Origin of the sequence: Streptomyces sp. CB02959, assembly GCF_002803155.1 — a bacterium.
Classification (GTDB): Bacteria; Actinomycetota; Actinomycetes; order Streptomycetales; family Streptomycetaceae; genus Streptomyces.
The window spans coordinates 65,143-86,888 of sequence record NZ_NNBP01000005.1 but is presented as its reverse complement, the minus strand read 5'-3'; the positions used below and the strand labels follow the sequence as shown (position 1 = coordinate 86,888).

Below are 21,746 nucleotides of genomic sequence, written 5' to 3'. Positions count from 1 at the left end.
ACGGCGGCGCTGCTACGCTCAACGCCACGGAAATCCCTGGGAGAACCCAGCAGGATCCCCCTAGTGCACTAGTACGGAGGTCGTCGCGTGAAGCAGTCCGCACCACCGCCCTACCGCCGGATCGCGGACGCCATCCGGGCGCGCGTCGAGTCCGGCGAGCTGGCCCCGGGCGACCGGGTGCCGTCGACCCGGCGGATCACCCAGGAGTGGGGCGTGGCGATGGCGACCGCCACCAAGGTCCTCACCGCGCTGCGCCAGGAGGGCGTGGTCCGGGTCGTACCGGGAGTGGGGACGGTGGTCGCCGAACGGGGCAGTGGTGCACCGGATTCTGACGCTCCGTCACACAAGGTGGGGGGCCCGCCCGAGGGCGCGCAGCCGGAGCGGCGGGCGCGGGAGGCCGACGGCGCGCTGAGCCGCGAGCGGATCGTCCGGGCCGGGATCGCGGTCGCCGACGCGGAGGGGCTGCGGGCACTGTCGATGCGGCGGGTGGCGGCCGAGTTCGGGGTCTCCTCGATGGCGCTCTACCGCCATGTCGCCGGCAAGAACGAGCTGGTGCTGCTGATGGCGGACGCCGCGTTCGCCGAGGTGCGGCTGCCGGATCCGGCGCCGGCCGGCTGGCGGGCCCGGATGGAGGCGGGCGCGCGCCTCCAGTGGGCGCTCTACCGGCGGCACCCCTGGCTCGCCCAGTACCTGTCGATCACCCGGCCGCAGCCGATGCCGCGGGCGATGGCGCTCATCGAGTGGACCATGGCGCAGGTCGCGGGGATGGACCCGTTGACGCTGCTGCACATGGCCGTGACGCTGCTGAACTACGTGCGCGCCACCGCCGCCGGCTTCGAGGACGACCTGGAGGCCGAGCAGCACACCGGGATGGACCGGGACCAGTGGATGGCGGCCATGGAACCGGCCTACGAGCACATCCTGGAGTCCGGCGGGTATCCCATGTACGCGGGGGTGGACGGGACCGAGGGTGACGCGGTGAGCCTGGACACGCTCTTCGCGTTCGGGCTGGCGCGGCTGCTGGACGGGATGGGGTTGCTGCTGGAGGGGCGCGCGGGGGAAGGCGGGGTTCAGGGGGAGCGGGGCACCCAGGGGCCGGGGGAACGGATCCCGTAGGAGCGGCGTGCGCCCCCTTGGGCTACCCGAGTTTTCCCCGTAACCGCTGGGCGCGCAGGACGAGTTCGAGTTCGAAGCGGCGGTCGGGGTCGTCGACGTCGTCGCCCCACAGTTCGCGGATCTGGCGGAGGCGGTAGCGGACGGTCTGCGGGTGGACGCCGAGGCGGGCGGCGATCTCGGGGGCGCCGCCGCGGGTCTCCAGCCAGGCGAGCAGGGTCTCGGCGAGCCGCCGGCCGTGGGTGGGGCCGCAGTCGTCCAGCGGGGCGAGCCGGCGGCGACTGAGGTCCTCGATCAGCTCGCCGGGCGGCAGCAGGACCAGCGCCTCGGTGTGCTCGGTGCACTGGAGCAGTTCGCCCGCGGGCAGCAGTCCGCGCTCCATCAGGTCGACCGCGGAGGCCGCCCAGCGCAGCGACTTCCCGGCGTCCAGCAGCGGCACGGCGGGGCCGATGGCACCCGACCAGCCGGCCGCGGCGCGGGCCAGCAGTTCGCTGCGGCCGGGGGCTTCCGGATCCGGCACCACCAGCCGGGGCCGTTCACACTCCATGTCCAGCAGGATCTCGTCGGCCACCGCGGGCGCCACCGCCTCCCGGTCCGGGCGCAGCAGGACCGCCACCGCGACCCGTTCGGGCAGCGGCCAGCCGATCGACCGGGCCCGTTCGGCGAGCAGCGGACGGGGGTCCCCGCGGTCCTGGAGGTGCCCCCGTCCGCCCGGAGGCGAGGGGGAGAGCGAGGGGGAGCGCAGGGGCGAGGGGGAGGGCGGCTGCGACGGAGAAGGCGGGGGCGAGAGTGCGGGAGAGGGCGGGGGCGGGTCGCCGGGGTCCTGGAGAGGGCCTTGGCGGATGCCGTCCCGGTGGTGGCGCCGCCCGTCGCGGGCCACCGGGTCCGGCTCGGCGAAGAGCTGGTCCATCAGGCGGCGTTGCATCCGCAGGCGTTCGCCGGCCTGGCGGGCGGCGGCCTCCGCGTAGCCGCGGACGGATTCGGCGACCAGCCCGTCGAGGTACTCGAAGCCGGACTCGGCCAGTTCGTACATCGCGGGGGCCGGGATGGCGACCTGCTGGCCGATCTCCGCGAGCCGCCGCCAGGCCAGGCGCACCCCCAGCCGGTAGATCGCCTGGAGGACGTCCAGGCTGCGGCCCTGGATGCCCTCGCCGCGGCCGAACTCCTGGAAGACGCGCGGGTGGACGTGCGGCCGGTCCAGGCCCGCGGTGAGGTGCGCGACGAAGTGCTCCAGGGACTGGCGGATGCCCACCAGGGCCCTCGGCTCCCCCGACTCGTCGGGAACCAGGTGGAGTTGGGGGTACTCGCGGCGGATCTCCCGGAAGATCTCCTGCGCCAGTGCGGGGACTTCCTCCAGTGCCAGGGCGGCGAACCGGTGCACCTGAGGGGGCGGGACCTCCCGCCACGCCGAACGGACCGCGGTCACCACGGCCGGCCCTACGCGCCGGGCCGGCCGAAGGTCACCAGCGGCACGTTCGGTTGCTCGGGGGTGGCTTCCAGGGCGGCGACGATGCCCAGCGCGGCGCCCACGGCCAGGGCGGCGGCGGCCAGCGCGGTCAGCGCGGCGGCGAGCGTGCGGTGCATGGCGCGGCGATCCCTTCGTAGGCAGCCGGTACCGGGAGAGCGGCGCGAGCCGGTACCGGAGAGCGGCACAGGAGGAGCACGTCGGTATGCGGACGGCCGCGGGGCGGACGGCCCTGCGGCCCCGCGGCCCGCAGGCCCAACGGCTCGGAAGACCGGCGGCGGTGCCGCGTTCCCACCGCGCGGCGCCGCTTCGGTCACGGTGCCTGCCGAGTGTGGAAGGGCATTGACGCGCTGTCAAGGGTTCGCTTACGTTCCCGGCCCATGACGCCGCGTCGCGGCGCCGCACGTGCACCAGGGCGTGTTCCCCTCACCGCTTCCAGGAGTGCTCGTATGCGCCAATCCAGGCATCTCGGCCGTCCCGCGGCGGACCCCGCGGCCCCCGCCCCCGCCCCCCGCACCGCCACGCCGCTCGCCCTGGCCGCCCTGGGCGCCGGCGTGTTCCTGCTGGTGCTGGCCCCGCTGCTGGCCTGGTACGTGACGCCGCGGGCCGCGGTCACCCCCGTCGACGTCGACGTCACCACGGTCTTCACCGGCACCGGCAGCTACTTCGACACCGGGGCGCTGGCCACCCGGGACCGGCAGCGGATCACCATCACCCGGCACGTGCTGGGCGATGTCGCGGCGAGCGAGCAGAGCGGGCGGGCGGTCTGGGACGTGTCCACGACGGTCGACACCCCGCACACGCTGCCCCTGGAGGACCCGCGCCGGGCGTTCCAGTGGACCACCGGCCGCTGGGTCACCGACCGGCGCAGCAACGCCCCGGTGCACTGCTGCGGGGAGAACCCGTCCCGCTTCGACGGGGACGCCTACCTCAAGTTCCCCTTCGCCGTGGAGAAGAAGACGTACCGCTGGTGGGACGACACCCTCGGCGCGGCCGTCCCGCTCCGCTTCGCCGGCACCACCCGGCTGCCGGGGATCACCGGCTACCGCTTCACCGGGACCGTGCCGGCCACCCGGACCGGCACCCGGCAGGTCCCCGGGCGCCTGGTCGGCCGGCCCGGTCAGGCCCAGATCCAGGCCGAGGAGTGGTACGCCAACACCGGGATCAGCCTGGTCGTCGAGGAGCGCACCGGGCGGATCGTCGACGCGTCGATCTCGCCGGTCAAAACGCTGCGGGCACCCGGCTCCCAGCATGACGCGGTGGTCCTCCTCCGGGCCCGGAACCTCGCGTTCACCCCCGACACCCGCCGGGCGCAGATCGCTCTGGCACGGGCCGACAGCGACAAGCTGACCCTGGTCGGGCGGACCCTGCCGGTGACCGCCGGCGCGGCCGGTGGGGCGCTCGCGGTGGCCGGCGGCGTGCTGGTGGCCCGTGGCGGGCGGCGAGGTGGCCGATTCTCAGCGGCGTGACGAGAAAGCGGGCGGGACCGGAGCGGATTTTGTCACCCCGGTGAGTAGCCGCGGCCCCGCCCGGCCGCGAAAACTGTCCTCCCACCCGGAACACGCCCCGCACCGGAACGCCCCGTTCAATCCGTTCAGCCCGTTCAATCCGTTCAATCCGTTTGATTTGTTTGGTTCGTTCAGTCCGCTCGACCCGCTCGCCCCACACAACCCGCACGACCCGCACGACTCAGCACGCAGTACGTCCCCCACCGCAGGTACCGCACCCTGAGACGAGTTGGATCGCACATGCCCCAGCATGTACCCGCTTCCCCACCCCTGCCCGTCGCGTCCCCCGCGCCCGCCCCGCCCGCGCCACCGGCGTCCCCCGCGCCGTCCACGGCCACCGCCGCGCCCCCGGCCCCGATCCCCCGCCGGATCGTGTTCCTGGCCCGCCGCGATCTGGGCAACCCCGCCGCCGGCGGCTCCGAGCTGCTGGTGGACAAGATCGCCGACGGGCTGACCGCGCACGGGCACCAGGTCACCCTGGTGTGCGGCGGGCCGGCGGCCGACCGCGACTACCGGGTCGTCTCCGCCGGCGGCGACGCCGGCCACTTCCTGCGCGTCCCCCGCCAGGTGACGCGCCGGACCGGCGGCTGCGACCTGCTGGTCGAGGTCTGCAACGGCATGCCGTACCTCGCGCCGCTGTGGCACCGCGGCCCGACCCTGTGCCTGGTCAACCACGTCCACACCGACCTGTGGCGGATGCGCTACCCGGCGCCCGCCGCCCGCCTCGGCCGCCGCCTGGAGCACTGGGCGCTGGCCGGCACCCACCGCGGCAACCTGATGGTCGCGGTCTCCGACTCGACGGCCGCCGCGCTCCGGGACCTCGGTGTCGCACCGGACCGGATCCGGCTCGTCCACAACGGTGTGGAGGAACCCGGCCCGCTCGTCCCCGAAGACCCCGAACCGCTGTTCCTGGCCATGGGCCGACTCGTCGAGTACAAGCGGATCGACCTGCTGCTGCGGCTGTGGGAACGGGTCCGGCCGGTCACCGGCGGCCGACTGGTGATCGTCGGCGACGGCCCGGAACGCGACCGGCTGACCGCGCTGGCCGGTCCGGACGTCACCTTCACCGGCCGGATCTCCGAGCAGGAAAAACACCGCCTGCTGTGCTCCGCCTGGCTGCTGCTGCACCCCTCCCTCGTCGAGGGCTGGGGCCTGGTGGTGATGGAGGCCGCCGCGCGCCGCACCCCCACCCTCGGCTTCGACATCCCCGGGCTGCGGGACTCCGTCGAGGGCGGCACCACCGGGCTGCTGGCGCGCGGCGAGAGCGCCTTCGCCGCGCACTGGTGCACCCTGGCGCTGAGCGCCCGGCGACGGCACGCCCTGGGCGCCGCCGCCGCCGACCGCGCCGCCCGCTTCAGATGGAGCCGGACCGTCCGCAGCTTCCGGGCAGTCGCCGCGGAGGCGTACCTCCAGCCGTTCCCCGGGCGGTGACCGCCCCGTGCGCGACCCCTCGCTGCGCAGGTCCCTCGCCCTCTTCCGGGCCTTCCTGAACGAACCGACCGACCCCGACCACTGCTACCGGCTGCTCGCCCGGGACGCCGCCGACCAGGTCGAACGGTACGCACCGCTGAACGGCGCGGTGGTCGCCGACATCGGCGGCGGCAGCGGCCACTTCACCGAGGAGTTCCGCCGCCGCGGCGCCCACGGCTACCTCTTCGAACCCGACACCGCCGAACTCACCGCCCGCGGCCGCACCCCCGACGGAGCGGTGCGCGCCGACGGCTACCTGCTGCCGCTCGCCGACGGCACCGCCGACGTCTGCTTCTCCTCCAACGTCCTGGAGCACGTGGCCGACCCGCAGACCTTCCTCAGCGAACTGGTGCGGGTCACCCGCCCCGGCGGCCTGGTCTACGTGGCGTTCACCAACTGGCTCTCCCCCTGGGGCGGCCACGAGACCGCGCCCTGGCACTACCTCGGCGCCGAACGGGCCCGCCGCCGCTACCACCGGCGCACCGGCCGCCCCGCCAAACACACCCTGGGCGAGAACCTCTTCGCCGTGCACGTCGGCCGCACCCTGCGGCAGGTCCGCGCCCGGGACGACGTCGCGGTCCTCACCGCCCGTTCCCGCTACGCGCCGTTCCTCGCCGAGACCATTCCCCGCCTCCCCGGCGTCCGCGAGATCGCCACCTGGAACCTCCTCCTCATCCTCCGGCGGTTGCCATGACCCAGACGCTGAAGATGTCCCCGTCCCCCGGAGCGCCCGACGCCGGCGGCACCGCGGCCACCGCCCCCGCCCCACCGCCCGACGCGCCCCGGCGCAGGCGCTGGTTACTGGCCTTCTGGGTGACCGTGCTGGTCGCGTTCCTGGCCCCCTCGCCGGGGAAGATGACGTTCGAGACCAAGCTGGGCGTGGCCACCGACCCCTGGCGGTTCCTCGCCGACCTCGGGCAGCTGTGGCACGACCGGGCCGGCTTCGGCGGCCTCGCCGACCAGTACGTCGGCTACGCCTTCCCCGCCCTCCCGTATTACGGCGCGGCCCACCTCGTCCACCTGCCCGTCTGGCTCGCCGAACGGCTGTGGATGTCGCTGATCGTCACCGTCGCCTTCTGGGGCGCCCTGCGGCTCGCCGAACGGTTCCGCACCGGCACCCCGCCGACCCTCCCCCAGCTACCGCTGGGAGGTGCCCCCATCCTGGGCGCCGCCTGCTACGCCCTGTGGCCCGCCTTCACCATCGTCGTCGGCTCCACCTCCGCCGCGGCCCTGCCCGGCGCGCTGCTGCCCTGGGTGCTGCTGCCGCTCACCGACCCGCGGCTCACCGCCCGTACCGCGGCGGCCCGTTCGGCACTGCTGATCCCCTGCATGGGCGGCGTCAACGCCGCCTCCACCCTGGCGTCCCTCCTGCCCGCACTGCTGTACCTGCTCACCCGGACCGGACCGCGCCGACGCGCCCTGCTCACCTGGTGGCTGCCGGGCGTCGTCCTGGCCACCGCCTGGTGGGTGATCCCGCTGCTCCTGCTGGGCCTGCACGGCGAGAACTTCATGCCGTTCATCGAACAGGCCGACACCACCACCGGCACCATGTCCGCCACCGAACTGCTGCGCGGCGCCGGCAACTGGGTCGGCTACCTCAACTTCGGCAAACCGTGGCTGCCCGCCGGCTGGACCATCACCGGCAACGCCGTCGCCGTCGCCGGCTCGGCGCTCGCCGCCGCCCTGGGCCTGGCCGGCCTGGCCCGCCGCGACCTGCCCGAACGCCGCTGGCTGCTGCTGACCGTGCTGACCGTCGCCCTGATCACCCTCGCCGGCTACGGCGGCGCCCTCGGCGGCCCGCTGCACGGCCCCTGGCAGGACTGGCTGAACGGCTGGCTGCGCCCGTTCCGCAACATCTACAAGTTCACCCCCGGCCTGGGCCTCGCCCTCGCCCTGGGCCTGGCCCACCTGCTGGGCGCCGCCCGGTGGACGCGCTCCGGACGGCGCGGGACCCGCGCACCCGTCCGCCGGCTGCCCGCCGCCGTCACCGCGCTCCTCGTGCTGCCCGCCCTCGCCCTGCCGTACCTGAACGGGAACATCCTCCAGCCCGGCGCCTTCCGGCAACTCCCCGCCTACTGGCAGCAGACCGCCGGCTGGCTCAAGGACCACACCCACGGCAGCCGCGCCCTGGTCGTCCCCGCCACCGCCCACGGCCTGTTCACCTGGGGCTCCCCCATCGACGACCCCCTCGACGTGCTCGCCCGATCCCCCTGGGCGCAGCGCGACTTCGTGCCCTTCGGGACCCCCGGCTCCCGCCGCGCCCTGGACGCCGTCGAACAGGCCCTGCTCACCGGCGCCGAGGTCCCGGGCCTGCGCGACTACCTGCACCGGGCCGGCCTCCACGACGTCGTCGTCCGCAACGACCTCGACCCCGACCAGATCGGCTACGTCCCCCCGCAAACCGTCGAACGCACCCTGGAGGCGTCCGGCTACCGCAAGGTCGCCGCGTTCGGCCCGCTCACCACCGCCGGCCGGATCCCCGCCGAAGCGCCCCTCCAGGTCCAGGGCCTCTACCCGCGCCAACGCGCCGTCGAGATCTACCGGCCGCAGGACGTCGCCGAGCCCGGCCCCGTCACCGCCCCCGCCGTCGCGGACACCGCCCAGCTCAGCGGCGGCCCGGAAGCCCTCCTCCAGCTCTCCGCCGACCCCGCACTGCGCAACCGCGCCACCGTCCTGTCCGGCGACCGCCACCCCGGGCTCGGCACCCCGCCGCTCCAGCTCACCACGGACGGCCTGCGGCGCGCCGACACCCGCTTCGGCCTGGTCAACAGCAACACCTCGTACACCTACACCGCCGACGAGACCAACCTCCCCGGCAGCGTCCAGGACCCCGGCCGGCCACCCCGGCAGATCCTGCCGACCTCCGGCACCGACCACCAGACCACCGCCGTCCTCCGCGGCGCCGCCTCGGTCACCGCGTCCTCCAGCGGCAACTGGCTCTTCCACCTGCCGCAGTACGACCCGGTCAACGCCTTCGACGGCAACCCCGACACCGCCTGGGCGGAAGGCAGCGCCGGCAACCCCGTCGGCCAGTGGATCCGCATCGCCTTCACCACCCCCACCACCCTCCCCGCCACCCTCTCGGTCACCCCCCTTCCCGGCGACGGGCTGCGCGCCGCCCCCACCGCCGTCCGGATCCAGACCGACCGCGGCAGCGCCGACAGCACCCTGCGCCCCGACGGCTCCCGCCAACAGATCAAGGCCCCGCCCGGCAAGGCGACCTGGCTCCAACTCACCATCACCGGCTCGCAGTCCCCTCGCGCCGGACTCTCCGGCGCCGGCTTCACCGAGATCGCCATCCCCGGCGTCCAGGTCACCCGGATGCTCCAACTCCCCACCGACGCCGCGAAGTCCGACTCCCCCTCCGAGACCGTCTCCCTCCACCGCGGCAGCGACCCCGGCGGCCTCTCCCCCGCCTCCGCCGAGGTCGGCCTGCACCGCCAGTTCAGTACCGGCCGCACCGCCCCGTACGCCGTCACCGGCACCGCCCTCGCCGTCCCCGGCCCCGCCCTCGACCGGCTCCTCGACAAGATCGCCCCCGAGCAGAAGGACCGCATCACCGCCACCGCCGACTCCACCAGCTTCGGCTTCGGCCAGTCCCTCAGCCCCCGCAACCTCGTCGACGGGGACCTGACGACGGCCTGGATCGCCGGCGCCCGACCCACCATCCACCTGCGCTGGCCGGGCAAGAAGAAGATCGACCAGATCGTGCTGGCCGCGGCCGGCGGCATCTCCACCCGCCCCGAGCAGATCCAACTCGACTCGCCCTACGGCGCGGCCACCGCCGGCGTCGACGAGAACGGCCTGGCCCGCTTCGACCCGATCACCACCGACCGCCTCGACATCACCATCAGCAAGGTCAAGGAACTCACCCTCAGCAACCCCGTCGCCGGCCAGGCCCTGCAACTCCCGGTCGGCCTCAGCGAGGTCTACATCCCCGCCCTCGACGCCTACCGCACCCCCCGCCCGGACCCCGGCAAACGCTTCTCCCTCCCCTGCGGCCAGGGCCCGATGCTCGCCGTCGACGGCATCCTGTACGCGACCAGGGCCGACGGCGCGGTCCCCGACCTCACCGACCGCCGCCCGCTCACCGTCCGACCCTGCGGCCCCGCCGTCACCGACGGACGCCTGCTGCTCCGCGCCGGCCAGCACCGCGTGGAGGCCGGCGACCAAGGCCCGCTGGCCCTCACGGACGTGACACTCAGCCGAGGCCCGGAGGCCGTCGGCATCCAGTCCGCCGACAGCCAGTCCGGCAACGCCCGGACCACCGGCGCCCCGTCCGCCCTCGGCACCCGCGCCCCCGGCTCTTCCGACGTCTCCACCCCGGCCCCGGCCCGCACCGCCACCCCCGGGGAATGGACCGGCGACCACCGCACCGTCGCTCTCGGCGCCGGGCGGGCCGCCTACCTCCAGCTCCACGAGAACGCCAACGACGGCTGGCACGCCACCCTCGACGGCCGGGAACTCACCCCGCTCCGCATCGACGGCTGGCAACAGGCGTTCCTCGTCCCCGCCGGCGCCGGCGGCACCGTCGAACTCACCTACACCCCGGCCACCCTCTACCACCTGGGCCTCATCGGCGGCGCCCTCGGCATCGCCCTGCTCCTCGCCGCCGCCCTGATCCGCCGCACCCCCCGCACCCCACCGCCCGCCGCACAGCAACCACCCGCCCCGTCCTGGGTCCTGGGCACGCTGGCCCTGACCGGCGTACTGGCCATGGCCGCCGGCCCGTACGCGCTGATCGTCGCGCCCCTGGCCCTGCTGGCCCGACTCCGGCCCCGGGCGCTGGCACCACTGGCCGGCGCCGCCATGCTCGCGGCCGGGATCACGGCGGCCCTCGGCGCCGGCCGCCCGGTCGCCGAGCACCAGGGCGCCTTCAGCACCCTCGCCCAGGCCCTGGCCCTCCTGGCCCTCACGGCGGCCGTCATCACCCTGCCGACACCCACGCCCGGCACCCCGGCCGCCGCGAACGGGACCGGTACCCCCACCCCCACCGGCACAGGCATCACGCCTGCCACTGCTGCCGCTCCCGCCACTCATGCCGCCACGGCCGCCGCGGATACCGATGCCGCTCCTCCGACCGGCGCGCCGACCGGCCACCCACCACTGCCCCATCGCGGCCGGGACCACCTCCGGGAGAACACCGGGCGGCCGACCGAGAGTCCGACGCCGACCGAGAGTCCGACTGAGGCACTGGCCGGGGGCCCGGCTGACGGACTGGCCGGAGGGCCGACTGCGGGGGCAACCGGGCAGGCGGCCGGCAGAAAGGCCGGGCAGCCGGCCGGGGCTCCACCGGAGCCACCCCCGCCACCGCGCACAACACCGCCGCCACGCACCGCGCCGGCACCGGCGCCGCACACCGCACCTCCGCAGCGCGCCACGCCGCCAACGGGTACGACCCGACCACCGGGAACGAGCCGCCCCCCGGGCGCCCTCCAACCGCCCACCGGCCAGGAGGACACCCCACGATGACCGCCCTGCAGCCGGCCCGCCCCGACCCGCCTCGGAGCCGTGGCGCCCGCCCGCACACCCCCTTCAGCCCACCCGCCCGCATCCCCTTCCCCCTCGTGGACGAGATCTCCCGGCACTGCCTGGAGGACGACGAACCGGAGACCGTCCACATAGAAGTGCACCTCCCCGGCCGACTCGACCACGACCGGCTGCGCACCGCGTTCCACCAGGCCCTCGCCCGCCACCCGCGCATCCTCATGCGCCAGGCACCGACCCGCTGGTGGCACCGCCACTACACCTGGCAGCTCACCCCCACCCCCGACACGGACCCGGTCGCCTTCCCACCCCCGGGTCCCGACGCCCTCGCACGCGCCCGTACCCGCGCGCTCACCGAGTGCCCTCCCCTGGACGCCGCACCCCCCGTCCGCCTGGAGGTCATCGAGCCCCCGCACACCACCGGGCACCACCGAACCGAGGACCACCGACCAGCCGCCGCCGGCACCGTCCTGCTGCTCACCGTCCACCACACCGCCCTGGACGGCCCGGCCTGCCTACGCATCCTGGCCACCGCCGCCGAACTGTACGGCGGAACCACCCCCGCCTCCGTCTCCGCCTCGGCACCCACCCCCCATCCGGAGCCTCCAGCCCCACCGCCCCACTACCGCCCCAGGCCCCTCACCCGCCCCGCCCGCCTGGCCCCCGACCACACCCACACCACCCGCCCCGGCAACGTCAACGGCAACGGCAACGGCATGCTCCTCACCGAACTCCCCGTCCCCACCCGCCCCCCACGCCCCACCACCGGCGCACGGCCCCCGTACACCGTCAACGACCAACTCCTCGTCGCCACCTACCTGACGGCCGCCCGCTGGAACGAACTGCACGACCGCCCCACCGCCCCCGTCGTCATCACCATGCCCATCGACGACCGGCCACGAGGCCCGCACATGCCGATCGGCAACGGCACCCGCCTCACCCCCGTTCCGTTCCCCCCACCACCCACTACCCCCGGCACTCCCCTCACCCCCCTCGCCCCTCTCACCTCACTCCTCCACCAAACAGCCGCCCGCACCCGCGCCCTGAAATCGGCCACCCCGGGCAGCCAACTCGGACTGCCGGCCACCCTGTTGACCTCCCTCCCCCTCCCCGTCGGGACACGCCGCGCCCTCACCCGCGCCCTCCGCTCCCTCGCCGCCCCCTGGACGCCCACGACCCTCCTCTCCAACATCGGCCGCGTCCCGTACCCCCTGGACTTCGGCGCCACCGGAGGCCGGGCGACCGCGGTGTGGTTCTCCGCCCCGGCCCGGATGCCCCGCGGCCTGAGCATCACCACCGCCTCCACCCACGACGGCAACCGCATCCACCTCGCGCTCCGCTGGTCCCGCGCACTCCTCGACGACGCGGCCGCCGCCCACCTGCTCGCCCTCTTCCGCTCCTCCCTCGCCGCCACCGCCTACCGACCACCGGAAGGCGCCGCACCCCGGCCCGAAGGGGGCACCCCATGACAGCCCTGCGGAACTTCTACGAGAACCCGGCGGTACCGGTCGCGTCCGGCCACGCCCGAAGCCGACGGCAGGCCCGCCTCCTGGCACGCGCCCTCGGCCCCGTACACGCCGACGCCCCGCCCGCCACCGTCCTGGACATCGGCTGCGGCGACGGCACCGCCGCCGCCACCGCCGCGGACGTCCTCACCGGCCACCGCGTCGTCGGCGTCGACTGGTCCCAGGACGCCCTCCGCCGCGCCACCACCCACATCGGTCACGTCGTACGCGGCGAACTCACCGACGGCGGGCTGCCGTTCGCGACCGACTCGGCCGACGCCGTCCTCTTCAGCGAGGTCATCGAGCACCTCGTCGACCCGGACGCCGCCCTGGACGAACTACGCCGCGTCCTCCGCCCCGGCGGCCACCTGCTGCTCTCCACCCCGAACCTCGCCGCCTGGTACAACCGCGGCCTGCTCCTCGCGGGCGTCCAGCCCGTCTTCTCCGAGGTCAGCCTGCGCGCCATCCACGGCCGCCCGGGCACCCAGGTCGTCGGCCACCTACGCCTCTACACCGCCCGCGCACTCCGCGCCTTCCTCACCGCGTCCGGCTTCGACGTCATCCGCATCGCCGGCGCCCCGTACCACGACGTCCCCCGCCCCCTCCGCCCGCTCGACCGCGCCGCCTGCCACACCCCGTCCCTGGCCTCCATCCTCCTGGCCCACGCCCGCCCCCGCCACACTCCGTAACGAACCCGGGAACAAAACTACACTCCGTAATCGTTGCCGAAACAGCAAGGACAGAGGCCCCCGCAAGGCCCACCCCGCCCCATCCACCCACCCACAACCGCCACGCACCCGGCCGCCTGGCATCCCGAGCACCCGACATCCCGACCACCCGACCACCCGAGAGGAGGAAGGCCCATGCTCTGGTGGGGCGTGGCGTCCGCACTGCTCGCCAACGTCCTGTACAGCACCGGCTTCGTACTGGAAAAACGCGCACTGGCCGCACTGCCCGCACTCAACACCCGCCACCCGGCCCGACTCGTACGCCACCTCCTCAGCAGCCCCCTGTGGCTCGGTGGCTCACTCGCCCTCGCCGCCGGCTTCGCCGCCCAACTCGCCGTCTACCGCGCCCTCCCCATCGCCGCCGCCCAGGGCATCTTCATCTCGGGCCTGGTCCTGCTGCTGCTCATGTCCTCGGTGGTGCTGGGCGAGCGAACCAGCGGCCGGGAACGGCAGAGCATCGCGGCGATCGTCCTGGCACTCGTACTGGTCGTCGCCTCCCTCCGGAACGAGGACTCCCAGGCCATCGCCCGCACCGCCCCACCCGCGACCCTGCTCGCGATCGCCATACCGGCCCTGGCCGTGGGACTGCTGCTGTACCGCTCGGCGGAACTGCGCGCCCGACGCCGCCACCGCCTGCCGACCGCCGGCGTCCCGTACGGGGTGGCCGTCGGCCTCCTCTACGGCGTCAGCTCACTGGCCATCAAGGGCGTCTCCGGACTGCTCGACCTCCACAACATTCCGGCCGCCGCGGCAACCCTCCTCCGCTCGCCCTACCCCTATCTGCTCCTGGTCACCGGGGCCACCGGCCTGGTCCTGTCACAGACCGCCCTACAGCGCTGCCGAGCCTCGGTGATCGTCCCCGTCTGCACCACGGTGACCTGCGTCTTCACCGTCGCCTGCGGCACCATCGCCTTCGGCGAACCACTGCCCGCCGACCCCTGGCGCCTGACCCTGCGGCTGGGCGGCACGGCCGTGGCACTAACGGTCCTCCTGGCACTACCACGGCACGAGGAACCCCCGATGCCCCACCGCACCTCACCCGCCCCACCCCGGCCTACGCCCCGCCCCACACCCCGACCGACGCCCGGGGAACCACCGGCACCCGCCGCACCGCCAGCAGCCGACCGCACTTGCCAGGTTCCCACCAAGTCAGGCGAGTTGATCCTCGAAGCGGGACAGGGAGGGAGGCGAACGGGGAGAGCGGAAGGAAGCAAGAAGGACACAACACAATCAACCTGAGCAGCCTGCGACCTGTGCGACCTGTGCGACCTGTGCGACAGAAGAGTTACAAGCGACGAAGGGATCGATCAATGGCGAGGTTGAACGATGGCGAAGTTGTGCCGGGCGAGGTCGTGCGTGACGGGAGTGAGTCGTGAAGGCCGACGATGCGTTGTTGAAGATTCTCGCGTGCCCGATCGACAAGGGACCGCTGATGTTGCTGGCCTCAGAGGACGCGCTCTACAACCCACGGCTACGGCGGCGCTACCCGATCCTCGACGGCATTCCGCAATTGCTCCCGTCCCTGGGAGAGCAGCTCTCGGATGCGGAACATGAGCACGCGGTACGCCAGATCAAGGAGGCGGAGACGACAGCCGAGACAGCCGACACAGCAGGCACAGCCGAGACAGCCGAGAAACGGGAGACAAGGGAGACGGGAGAGATAGAAGAGACAGCAGAGGCAGAAGCACCAAAGGCACCGGAAGATCCAGAAGGCCGGGACGGCACAGAAGACGCAGAAGCCACAGAAGCCACAGAACAAACAAAACTCCCGGCAGGAACAGCCGAGCCCGGGGCGGAGGCAATGGCATCCGGGGCGGGGGCAGGGTCGTGACGCTTGCCGCGCGGTTGGGGCGCTGGTTGCCGGGACGGCTGGTGTCGGCGCTGGCGGCCGGGCTCTACCCGCGGTTCGAACCGGAGCTGGGCCGGCTGCCCGACTTCTGCCCGGCGGGCGGCACTGCCGTGGACGTCGGCGGCTGGTACGGCCCGTGGACCCGGCGCCTGGCGCGGCGCGCGGACCACGTCGTCACCATCGAGCCCGTCCCCCATCTGGCCCGGCTGCTCGCCTCGGTCACCCCCGCGCACGTCGACGTCGTGTCGGCCGCCGCCACCGACCACGCCGGCTGCGCCACGCTCTGGCTCCCGCCCGACGGCCGCGGCGACCGCGGGGTCTCCTCCCTCGTACGCCGCGAAGTGCACTCCGCCACCCTGGACGTGCCCTGCCTCCCCCTGGACGCGCTGGACCTCACCGCCGTCACCCTCATCAAGATCGATGTGGACGGCGGTGAACTGGCAGTACTACGCGGCGCGGCACACACCATAGAGCGCGAACTCCCCGCGCTCTTCATCGAGTTGGAGACGCGCATCCAGCCGCTCACGCCCGTACTGGAATGGACGGCCGCCCGCGGGTATCGCGGCTGGGTCCTGCCGCACGACCGCTGGCTGCCGCTGGCCGACTTCGATCTGCCCACCCATCAGTCCCGCACCTCCTACGTCGCCGAACACGGCCTGCTGCGGCGCTCCCTCGCCCCGCACCGCCGCTACGTCAATTCCGTGCTCTTCCTCCCCGACGGCGTCCGCCCCGGCCCCGCGCACACCGCCTCGACCACCGCTTCCGCGCCTCCCCCGGCCACCATCCACGACCATGTCCATCATGAACCCCGCCACTGACAATGACCCGCCCACCGGCTCCGGCACCCCCTCCGACCTGCCAGGACCTCTTACCTTCCAGCTCGTGCTGCTGCGCCGCATGGCCGACCACCAGCCGGCTCTCGTCGAGGACGCCCTCCGCCAACTACGGGTGTCCCGCGCGCAGATGCGCGAGGCCAACCGCCGCTGGCAGGCCCGGATGCACGCTCCGCGGGCGCGCGCCGGCGCCCAGCCGTACCGGGCGCTCCTCGGTACGCCCGACACCGTCACCACCCGCCGCATCGGCGACCTGACCTGCGAGGCGCTGACCTGGCCGGTCCCGCTCTGGCCGGAGCTGCGGTTCGAGGTCCTCACCGCACCCGGGGGCGGCGTCTGGAACGCCTGGCTCGTCCGCGCCCCCAACGCCCCCGCCCCGGACCTCCGTACGACCGCGGATCTCGTCCCGTGGTCCTGCACGGTCGACGAGGTCGCCCGCGCCTTCGCCCCGGCCCGCCCGATGGAGGGCAGCGCCCCCACCCGCTGGCGCCTGGCCTGCACCGCCCCCGGACCGGACGGCGCCCGGCAGGATGTCGTCGCGGAGTTCACCTGGGGCCTCTACCAGCGCCGGGTGGACAGGGCCGGGGAAGCGCCGGCCGCGACGGATCAGCAGCGCTGATACCGCGTCACATGACGCTGGTAGGGCGCCGCGGCGTGCCCTGACGCCCCGTCACGCCCTATAGACAGGACCAGCGGTGTTGCCACGTCAGCTCCACAGCGACATCGCCACACAGCAGACCAACAAGCCGCACTCCCACCCACAGCCCCCATCCCCACCCCGAGACCCCCGCCCCCACCTCCTCTCCCGCCCCTCTCCCGCCCCTCCCCCAAGCGGACGCGCTCAACAGGCGGGGGCCGGTGCGGGCCCGGAGGATGGCGCACGAGCGCTCACGTGCGGGCGCTCGTGCCCAGTACCGGTCCACCCGGGACGTTCACACCGGCCCGTCGGGGAGGAATCCACCATGACCATCAGCCTCGCCCAACTGCGACGCTGCTCGGCCGCCGTCGACCTCGGCGCGGCCCGGACCAGGGTGTATGTCAAGAACCAGGGGCTGGTCGTCGACGAACCGACCGTCGCCGCGGTCAACACCCGCACTGGGTCGATGCTGGCCGTGGGCGCCCAGGCCGAGCTGATGGACGGCCGCACCCCGGACTACATCCGTGTGGTCCGGCCGGTCTCCAACGGGACGGTCGTGGACATCGACATGGCTCAGCGCCTGCTACGTCACCTGGTGGGCGACAAGCTGCGCAAGACCTGGCGGCGGCGCCCCACGATGCGGGCCGCGGTCTGCCTCCCGTACGGCAGTGAGCCGCTGGCGCAGCGGGCGGCCGTGGAGACCCTGACGGGGCTGGGTGCGCGCCGGGTCGAACTGGTCGACACGCTGGTCGCGGCGGCCGTCGGTTGCGGGCTCCCGGTGGAACAGCCCGAAGCGACCATGATCGTGGTGTGCGGTGCGGGCACCACGCAGGTCGCGGTGCTCTCGCTGGGCTCGATCGTGGCCGCGGAGACCGTTCCCGTGGGCGGCAACGCCATCGACCACGCGGTGATCCAGCACCTCCGGCTGCACCACGAGCTGATGCTGCCGAACCAGTCCGTGCGTCCGCTGCACCTGATGCTGTCCGGGGACGGCGAGCTCACGCCCGGTTCCACGGAGGTGCACGGGCGGGACGTGGTCAGCGGGCTCGCCCGGTCCGTGCACGTGGACACCGAGCGGGTGCGGCGCGCCATCATCACGCCGTTGACGGCGATCCTCGACGGTATCGGGGCGGTGCTGCGCCGCTGCCCGCCCGATCTCGTGGCCGACCTCGGGGAGCGCGGCATCATGCTGGCGGGCGGCAGCGCGCTGATCCCGGGTCTGGAGCCGATGATCCACGAGGCCACGTCGATGCCGGTGCACATCGCGGACCAGCCGGGCACCTGCGCGGTGCAGGGGCTGGGCGCCATGATCGAGGGCAAGGTGCAGCCCCTGCATCTCGATCCGATGGCGCCGTGAGCCCGCGCCCGGACCGCGGATCGACGGCATCGGCCCGCACACGCGCCCACCCACCGGACGCCACGAGCGAAGACGGAGACGGCGAGGCAGACGGAGACGGAGGGGCAGACGGAGCGGGCGAGGGGGAGGGAGTGCCGTCCCTCCCCGCTACAGGCTCCGCGCGTTCCAGGCGATGACCGCGGGGCGGTCGTGTTCGGTGCCCAGGACGCCGACCGTGCCGGTGCCGAAGGTGAACAGGCCACCAGCGGCGGGCGGTAGGCCCAGGCGGCGGGCGGTCAGTACCCGCAGGAAGTGGGCATGGGCCACCAGCGCCACGTCGCCCTCGTCGACCTCCAGGTGGGGCGTGACGAGCGCCAGTACGCGGTCGGCGCGCGCCCCGACCTCCTCGGGCGACTCCCCGGGGTGGTCGGCCGGGCCGGGGGCGACGCCGTCGTCGAAGAGGTACCAGTCGGGTCTGGTCCGGTGGATCTCCGCGGTGGTGATGCCCTCGTCGCCGCCGTAGTCCCATTCCCGCAGGTCATCGACGACGTGCGGGGAGGGGAGGCCGGCCAGTTCGGCGGTCCGCAGGGCCCGCGTCATCGGGCTGGCGTACGCCCGCGCGATCTTGCGGCTCGACAGCAGCGGCCGCAGAGCGCGGGCCTGCTCCTCGCCGTTGGCGGTGAGCGGGAGGTCGGTCCAGCTGGTGTGCCGGCCGTCGCGGCTCCACTCGGTCTCGCCGTGGCGGACCAGCAGCAGCTCGCTCACTCGCCCTGCGCCTGCTCGCCGGCGCCCCCCTGTCCCTGCTGGGCCTGGGCCTCGGCGACCGAGGCGCGGACCTCGTCCATGTCGAGGCCGCGGGCCTGGCCGATGACGTCCTCCAGGGCGGCTTCGGGGAGCGCTCCGGGCTGGGCGAACACCGCGATGTTCTGCCGGACGATCATCAGGGTGGGGATGGAGCGGATGTCGAAGGCGGCCGCGAGCTCGGGCTCCTTCTCCGTGTTGACCTTGGCGAACACCAGGTCGCCGTGCTTCTCGGACGACCGCTCGAACACCGGCCCGAACTGCTTGCAGGGACCGCACCATTCGGCCCAGAAGTCGATCAGGACGAAATCGTTGCCGGAGACGATCTCGTCGAAGTTGTCCTTGGTGAGCTCCACGGTGCTCATACGCGCTTCCCTACTTGCGGGCCGTCGGGGGCGCCGGCGGGTTGACGCCGGCGCCTCCCAGGCGACTGTCGTGTGTGGCTGGATCCGGTGTTCGGTTGGTTCGGGTGTACGACGCTACGGCGGGCCGGCGGCGCGTCGGGCGCCGACCGTACGCCCGGCCGGTGCCCGCCTCCCGATACTGCCTCCGTCTCCACTTCCCTGACGGTTTTCGTAACAGGATCGACCCGTACGGTATTCCGCACACCGGACCGTCGGGCTCCCCTGCCCACACCGCGCCGCCCCAGACGCGCCGTGGCCGAGATCACATGGTCCGAGGCGCCCGCCTCGCTCCCCGACCTCACCGCCGCGCCCCGGGGCCCGTCCCCTCGCCCCGGCCTTCGAACTGCCGCGCCCGGCACCCCCGCCCTACGATGGACGAGGGGCCGCCCCGGAAAAGGAGGCGTCGGCCCGATGGACCCGACGGACACGCGCGTCGACGAGATCGCCGACGGCATCTACCGGATCTCCACCTTCCTTCCCGATGTGGCCGCGCCGGCCGGCTTCACGTTCAACCAGTTCCTCATCGACGCGGAGGAGCCGCTGCTCTTCCACACCGGCATGCGCCATCTCTTCCCGCGGGTCTCGGAGGCCGTCGGCCGGGTGGTGCCGCTGGACCAGTTGCGCTGGCTGGCGTTCGGGCATGTGGAGGCCGACGAGTGCGGCGCGATGAACGCGTTCCTGGCCGCGGCCCCGCACGCCCAGGTGGCGCACGGGCTCCAGGGGTGCCTGGTCTCGCTCAACGATCTCGCCGACCGGCCGCCGCGGCCCCTGTCGCACGGCGAAACGCTCGACCTGGGCGGCAAGGAGCTGCTGCGGCGCCGGGTGATGCACCTCAACACCCCGCATGTTCCGCACAATTGGGAGGCGCGGGTGCTGTTCGAGGAGACCACCGGCACCCTGCTGTGCGGGGATCTCTTCACCCACCTGGGCAAGGGCCCGCCGGTCACCGACCGCGATCTGGTGGGGCCGGCGCTGGACGCGGAGGAGCTGTTCCGCCAGACGTCCTGCCTGACGGCGGCGGTGGAGACGCTGCGTTCCCTGGCCCGGCTCGCGCCCAGGACGCTGGCGGTGATGCACGGGTCGTCGTACTACGGGGACGGTGCGGCGGCACTGCGTGCCCTGGCCGACGGCTTCGAGGAGCGGTTCGGCCCGGAACTGGCCTTCGCCGCCCGACCGAGCGCCCTCGCCGGCGCCACCGCCCCGCAGGGCTGACCGCGGGGCCGCCGTCCGGACCCGGGCATGGACGCCTCCGGTCGGGCCCCGATGGGATGTCGTGGCGCCTGCGTCGTGGCACGCAGTGGTCTGTGGCGGCGGCTAGCATCGCTGAAGAGACCGCCAAGAACGGAGTGTTCATCTGTGCGTCAGCTGCGCGTAGGCGTCGCCATCTTGACCATGGGAAACCGCCCCGCCGAACTCCAGGACCTGCTGGATTCGGTGGCGAAGCAGGACCTCCCCGCGACGCACATCGTGGTCGTCGGCAACGGCTCGCCGCTGCCGCCGCTGCCCGAAGGCGTCACGGGTGTGTCGCTGAGCGAGAACCTGGGTGTCTCCGGTGGCCGGAACGTCGCCCTGGACGAGCTGCGCAAGCTCGGTGACCTGGACGTGGTGGTCGACCTGGACGACGACGGGCTGCTGATCAGCACGGACGTCTTCAGCCGGCTTGCGGAACTGTACGAGCAGGACCCGAAGTTGGGGATCGTCAGCTTCCGCATCGCCGACGAGCTGGGCCGCACCCAGCGTCGCCACGTGCCGCGCCTGCGGGTCGGCGATCCGCAGCAGGGCGGGCTGGTCACCACGTTCCTCGGCGGCGGGCACGCACTGTCCGTACCGATGCTGGACCGGACCGGCGGCTGGCCGGACGAGTTCTTCTACGCCCATGAGGAGACCGATCTGGCCTGGCGGGCGTTGGACGACGGCTGGCACATCCGCTACGCGCCCGAGATCGTGCTGCAGCACCCCTACACCTCGCCGACCCGGCACGCGGTCTACCACCGGATGGTCGCCCGGAACCGCGTCTGGCTGGCGAAGCGCCATCTGCCGGCGGTGCTGGTCCCCGTCTACCTCGGTGTCTGGGCGGGCCTGACGGCGGTCCGCAGCCCGTCGGCGGCGGGCCTGCGGGCCTGGGGCGCGGGCTTCGCCGAGGGGGTCCGGACCCCGTGCGGACGCCGACGGCCGATGCGCTGGCGCACCGTGTGGCGCATGACGCGGCTGGGGCGCCCCCCGGTCATCTAGCCGGCGGTCGTCTCGTAGGCGGCCGGGCGGCGCGGCCCGTGGCCCCGCCCCCTGCGCCGTCCACAGGAAAGGCCCCCGCGGTTTCCCGCGGGGGCCTTTTCCCGTCTTCTCGCCGTGCGCCGTCCGGCCAGATCGTTTCTGCGCCGGGTGGCTGTGGTGGGGCGGGTGGGACTCGAACCCACGGCCGACGGATTACGAGTCCTTTTCGGATCTTCCGATCAACGCATCATCTTGCCTTGATCTTCCTGTTTCCGCAGGTCAGAACGCTGAACGTGTTGGCGTCCTGCGCCGGCCTTCCTGATCCGTGGATTTGCCGGCCACCGAGCGCAGCGACCTGGTCATCCTGGACGCCGACAACCTGCCCGCGCCGCCCATCGC

Annotated in this window: 17 protein-coding genes and 1 pseudogene; 14 read left to right on the top strand and 4 right to left on the bottom strand. The window is 73.8% G+C overall.

What is annotated here, in order from left to right:
* The first annotated feature begins 87 nt into the window (after window positions 1-87).
* The gene (locus tag CG747_RS10150; protein ID WP_100601342.1) at window positions 88-1,116 is read left to right on the top strand and encodes a GntR family transcriptional regulator; all 1,029 of its coding nucleotides are present in this window, start codon (window positions 88-90) and stop codon (window positions 1,114-1,116) included.
* Window positions 1,117-1,138: 22 nt separating this feature from the next.
* Here the strand turns inward: CG747_RS10150 and CG747_RS10145 are convergent, their stop codons facing one another.
* The gene (locus CG747_RS10145; RefSeq protein WP_100601341.1) at window positions 1,139-2,542 is read right to left on the bottom strand and encodes a helix-turn-helix domain-containing protein; all 1,404 of its coding nucleotides are present in this window, start codon (window positions 2,540-2,542) and stop codon (window positions 1,139-1,141) included.
* A gap of 8 nt (window positions 2,543-2,550) precedes the next feature.
* Window positions 2,551-2,697, bottom strand: coding sequence for a hypothetical protein (locus tag CG747_RS47870; protein WP_167739071.1), 147 nt, complete (start codon window positions 2,695-2,697; stop codon window positions 2,551-2,553).
* A 330-nt stretch (window positions 2,698-3,027) separates the two neighbouring features.
* Between CG747_RS47870 and CG747_RS10140 the strand changes: the two genes are divergently transcribed.
* From CG747_RS10140 to CG747_RS10085, 11 genes and pseudogenes are all read left to right on the top strand, one after another.
* Window positions 3,028-4,047, top strand: coding sequence for a DUF3068 domain-containing protein (locus tag CG747_RS10140; RefSeq protein WP_100601340.1), 1,020 nt, complete (start codon window positions 3,028-3,030; stop codon window positions 4,045-4,047).
* Between the two features lie 279 nt (window positions 4,048-4,326).
* Window positions 4,327-5,517, top strand: a complete 1,191-nt coding sequence (locus CG747_RS10135; protein WP_100601339.1) for a glycosyltransferase family 4 protein — start codon at window positions 4,327-4,329, stop codon at window positions 5,515-5,517.
* 7 nt (window positions 5,518-5,524) lie between these two features.
* Complete coding sequence (locus CG747_RS10130) at window positions 5,525-6,250, top strand: class I SAM-dependent methyltransferase (RefSeq protein ID WP_100601338.1); 726 nt, start codon at window positions 5,525-5,527, stop codon at window positions 6,248-6,250.
* Window positions 6,247-11,028 (top strand): alpha-(1->3)-arabinofuranosyltransferase, encoded by a 4,782-nt coding sequence (locus CG747_RS10125; protein ID WP_257980318.1) that lies wholly within the window; start codon window positions 6,247-6,249, stop codon window positions 11,026-11,028. The genes CG747_RS10130 and CG747_RS10125 overlap by 4 nt, the downstream gene beginning before the upstream one ends.
* Window positions 11,025-12,512 carry a condensation protein gene (locus CG747_RS10120; protein ID WP_257980317.1) on the top strand — a complete coding sequence of 496 codons (1,488 nt, stop codon included), beginning with the start codon at window positions 11,025-11,027 and terminating at the stop codon, window positions 12,510-12,512. Before CG747_RS10125 ends, CG747_RS10120 begins: the two co-directional genes overlap by 4 nt.
* Complete coding sequence (locus CG747_RS10115; protein WP_100601337.1) at window positions 12,509-13,237, top strand: bifunctional 2-polyprenyl-6-hydroxyphenol methylase/3-demethylubiquinol 3-O-methyltransferase UbiG; 729 nt, start codon at window positions 12,509-12,511, stop codon at window positions 13,235-13,237. Before CG747_RS10120 ends, CG747_RS10115 begins: the two co-directional genes overlap by 4 nt.
* Before the next feature lie 174 nt (window positions 13,238-13,411).
* Window positions 13,412-14,515, top strand: a complete 1,104-nt coding sequence (locus CG747_RS10110; RefSeq protein WP_257980316.1) for a DMT family transporter — start codon at window positions 13,412-13,414, stop codon at window positions 14,513-14,515.
* Between the two features lie 133 nt (window positions 14,516-14,648).
* Window positions 14,649-14,849: pseudogene (locus CG747_RS48775) on the top strand (Trm112 family protein); the annotation flags it as partial.
* Between the two features lie 254 nt (window positions 14,850-15,103).
* On the top strand, window positions 15,104-15,943 hold the full coding sequence (locus CG747_RS10100; RefSeq protein ID WP_100601335.1) for an FkbM family methyltransferase: 840 nt from the start codon (window positions 15,104-15,106) through the stop codon (window positions 15,941-15,943).
* On the top strand, window positions 15,927-16,577 hold the full coding sequence (locus CG747_RS10095) for a hypothetical protein (RefSeq protein WP_100601334.1): 651 nt from the start codon (window positions 15,927-15,929) through the stop codon (window positions 16,575-16,577). Before CG747_RS10100 ends, CG747_RS10095 begins: the two co-directional genes overlap by 17 nt.
* A gap of 343 nt (window positions 16,578-16,920) precedes the next feature.
* Window positions 16,921-17,952, top strand: coding sequence for a rod shape-determining protein (locus CG747_RS10085; protein WP_016571861.1), 1,032 nt, complete (start codon window positions 16,921-16,923; stop codon window positions 17,950-17,952).
* Between the two features lie 147 nt (window positions 17,953-18,099).
* On the opposite strand, the gene CG747_RS10080 is transcribed toward CG747_RS10085, so the two are convergent.
* The gene (locus CG747_RS10080) at window positions 18,100-18,696 is read right to left on the bottom strand and encodes a histidine phosphatase family protein (RefSeq protein ID WP_100601332.1); all 597 of its coding nucleotides are present in this window, start codon (window positions 18,694-18,696) and stop codon (window positions 18,100-18,102) included.
* Window positions 18,693-19,097, bottom strand: coding sequence for a thioredoxin (gene trxA, locus CG747_RS10075; protein ID WP_100601331.1), 405 nt, complete (start codon window positions 19,095-19,097; stop codon window positions 18,693-18,695). Before trxA ends, CG747_RS10080 begins: the two co-directional genes overlap by 4 nt.
* Before the next feature lie 450 nt (window positions 19,098-19,547).
* On the opposite strand from trxA, the gene CG747_RS10070 reads away from it, so the two are divergent.
* Together CG747_RS10070 and CG747_RS10065 are read left to right on the top strand one after the other, a co-directional pair.
* Window positions 19,548-20,348 carry an MBL fold metallo-hydrolase gene (locus CG747_RS10070; RefSeq protein WP_100601330.1) on the top strand — a complete coding sequence of 267 codons (801 nt, stop codon included), beginning with the start codon at window positions 19,548-19,550 and terminating at the stop codon, window positions 20,346-20,348.
* A gap of 144 nt (window positions 20,349-20,492) precedes the next feature.
* Window positions 20,493-21,368, top strand: a complete 876-nt coding sequence (locus tag CG747_RS10065) for a glycosyltransferase family 2 protein (protein ID WP_100601329.1) — start codon at window positions 20,493-20,495, stop codon at window positions 21,366-21,368.
* Window positions 21,369-21,746: the final 378 nt, after the last annotated feature.

Coding starts and splice junctions, on each gene's coding strand:
- CG747_RS47870 (WP_167739071.1), bottom strand. CDS start 2,697: ATGCACCGCACGCTCGCCGCCGCGCTGACCGCGCTGGCCGCCGCCGCC.
- CG747_RS10140 (WP_100601340.1), top strand. CDS start 3,028: ATGCGCCAATCCAGGCATCTCGGCCGTCCCGCGGCGGACCCCGCGGCC.
- CG747_RS10135 (WP_100601339.1), top strand. CDS start 4,327: ATGCCCCAGCATGTACCCGCTTCCCCACCCCTGCCCGTCGCGTCCCCC.
- CG747_RS10125 (WP_257980318.1), top strand. CDS start 6,247: ATGACCCAGACGCTGAAGATGTCCCCGTCCCCCGGAGCGCCCGACGCC.
- CG747_RS10120 (WP_257980317.1), top strand. CDS start 11,025: ATGACCGCCCTGCAGCCGGCCCGCCCCGACCCGCCTCGGAGCCGTGGC.
- CG747_RS10115 (WP_100601337.1), top strand. CDS start 12,509: ATGACAGCCCTGCGGAACTTCTACGAGAACCCGGCGGTACCGGTCGCG.
- CG747_RS10110 (WP_257980316.1), top strand. CDS start 13,412: ATGCTCTGGTGGGGCGTGGCGTCCGCACTGCTCGCCAACGTCCTGTAC.
- CG747_RS10095 (WP_100601334.1), top strand. CDS start 15,927: ATGAACCCCGCCACTGACAATGACCCGCCCACCGGCTCCGGCACCCCC.
- CG747_RS10085 (WP_016571861.1), top strand. CDS start 16,921: ATGACCATCAGCCTCGCCCAACTGCGACGCTGCTCGGCCGCCGTCGAC.
- trxA (WP_100601331.1), bottom strand. CDS start 19,097: ATGAGCACCGTGGAGCTCACCAAGGACAACTTCGACGAGATCGTCTCC.
- CG747_RS10070 (WP_100601330.1), top strand. CDS start 19,548: ATGGACCCGACGGACACGCGCGTCGACGAGATCGCCGACGGCATCTAC.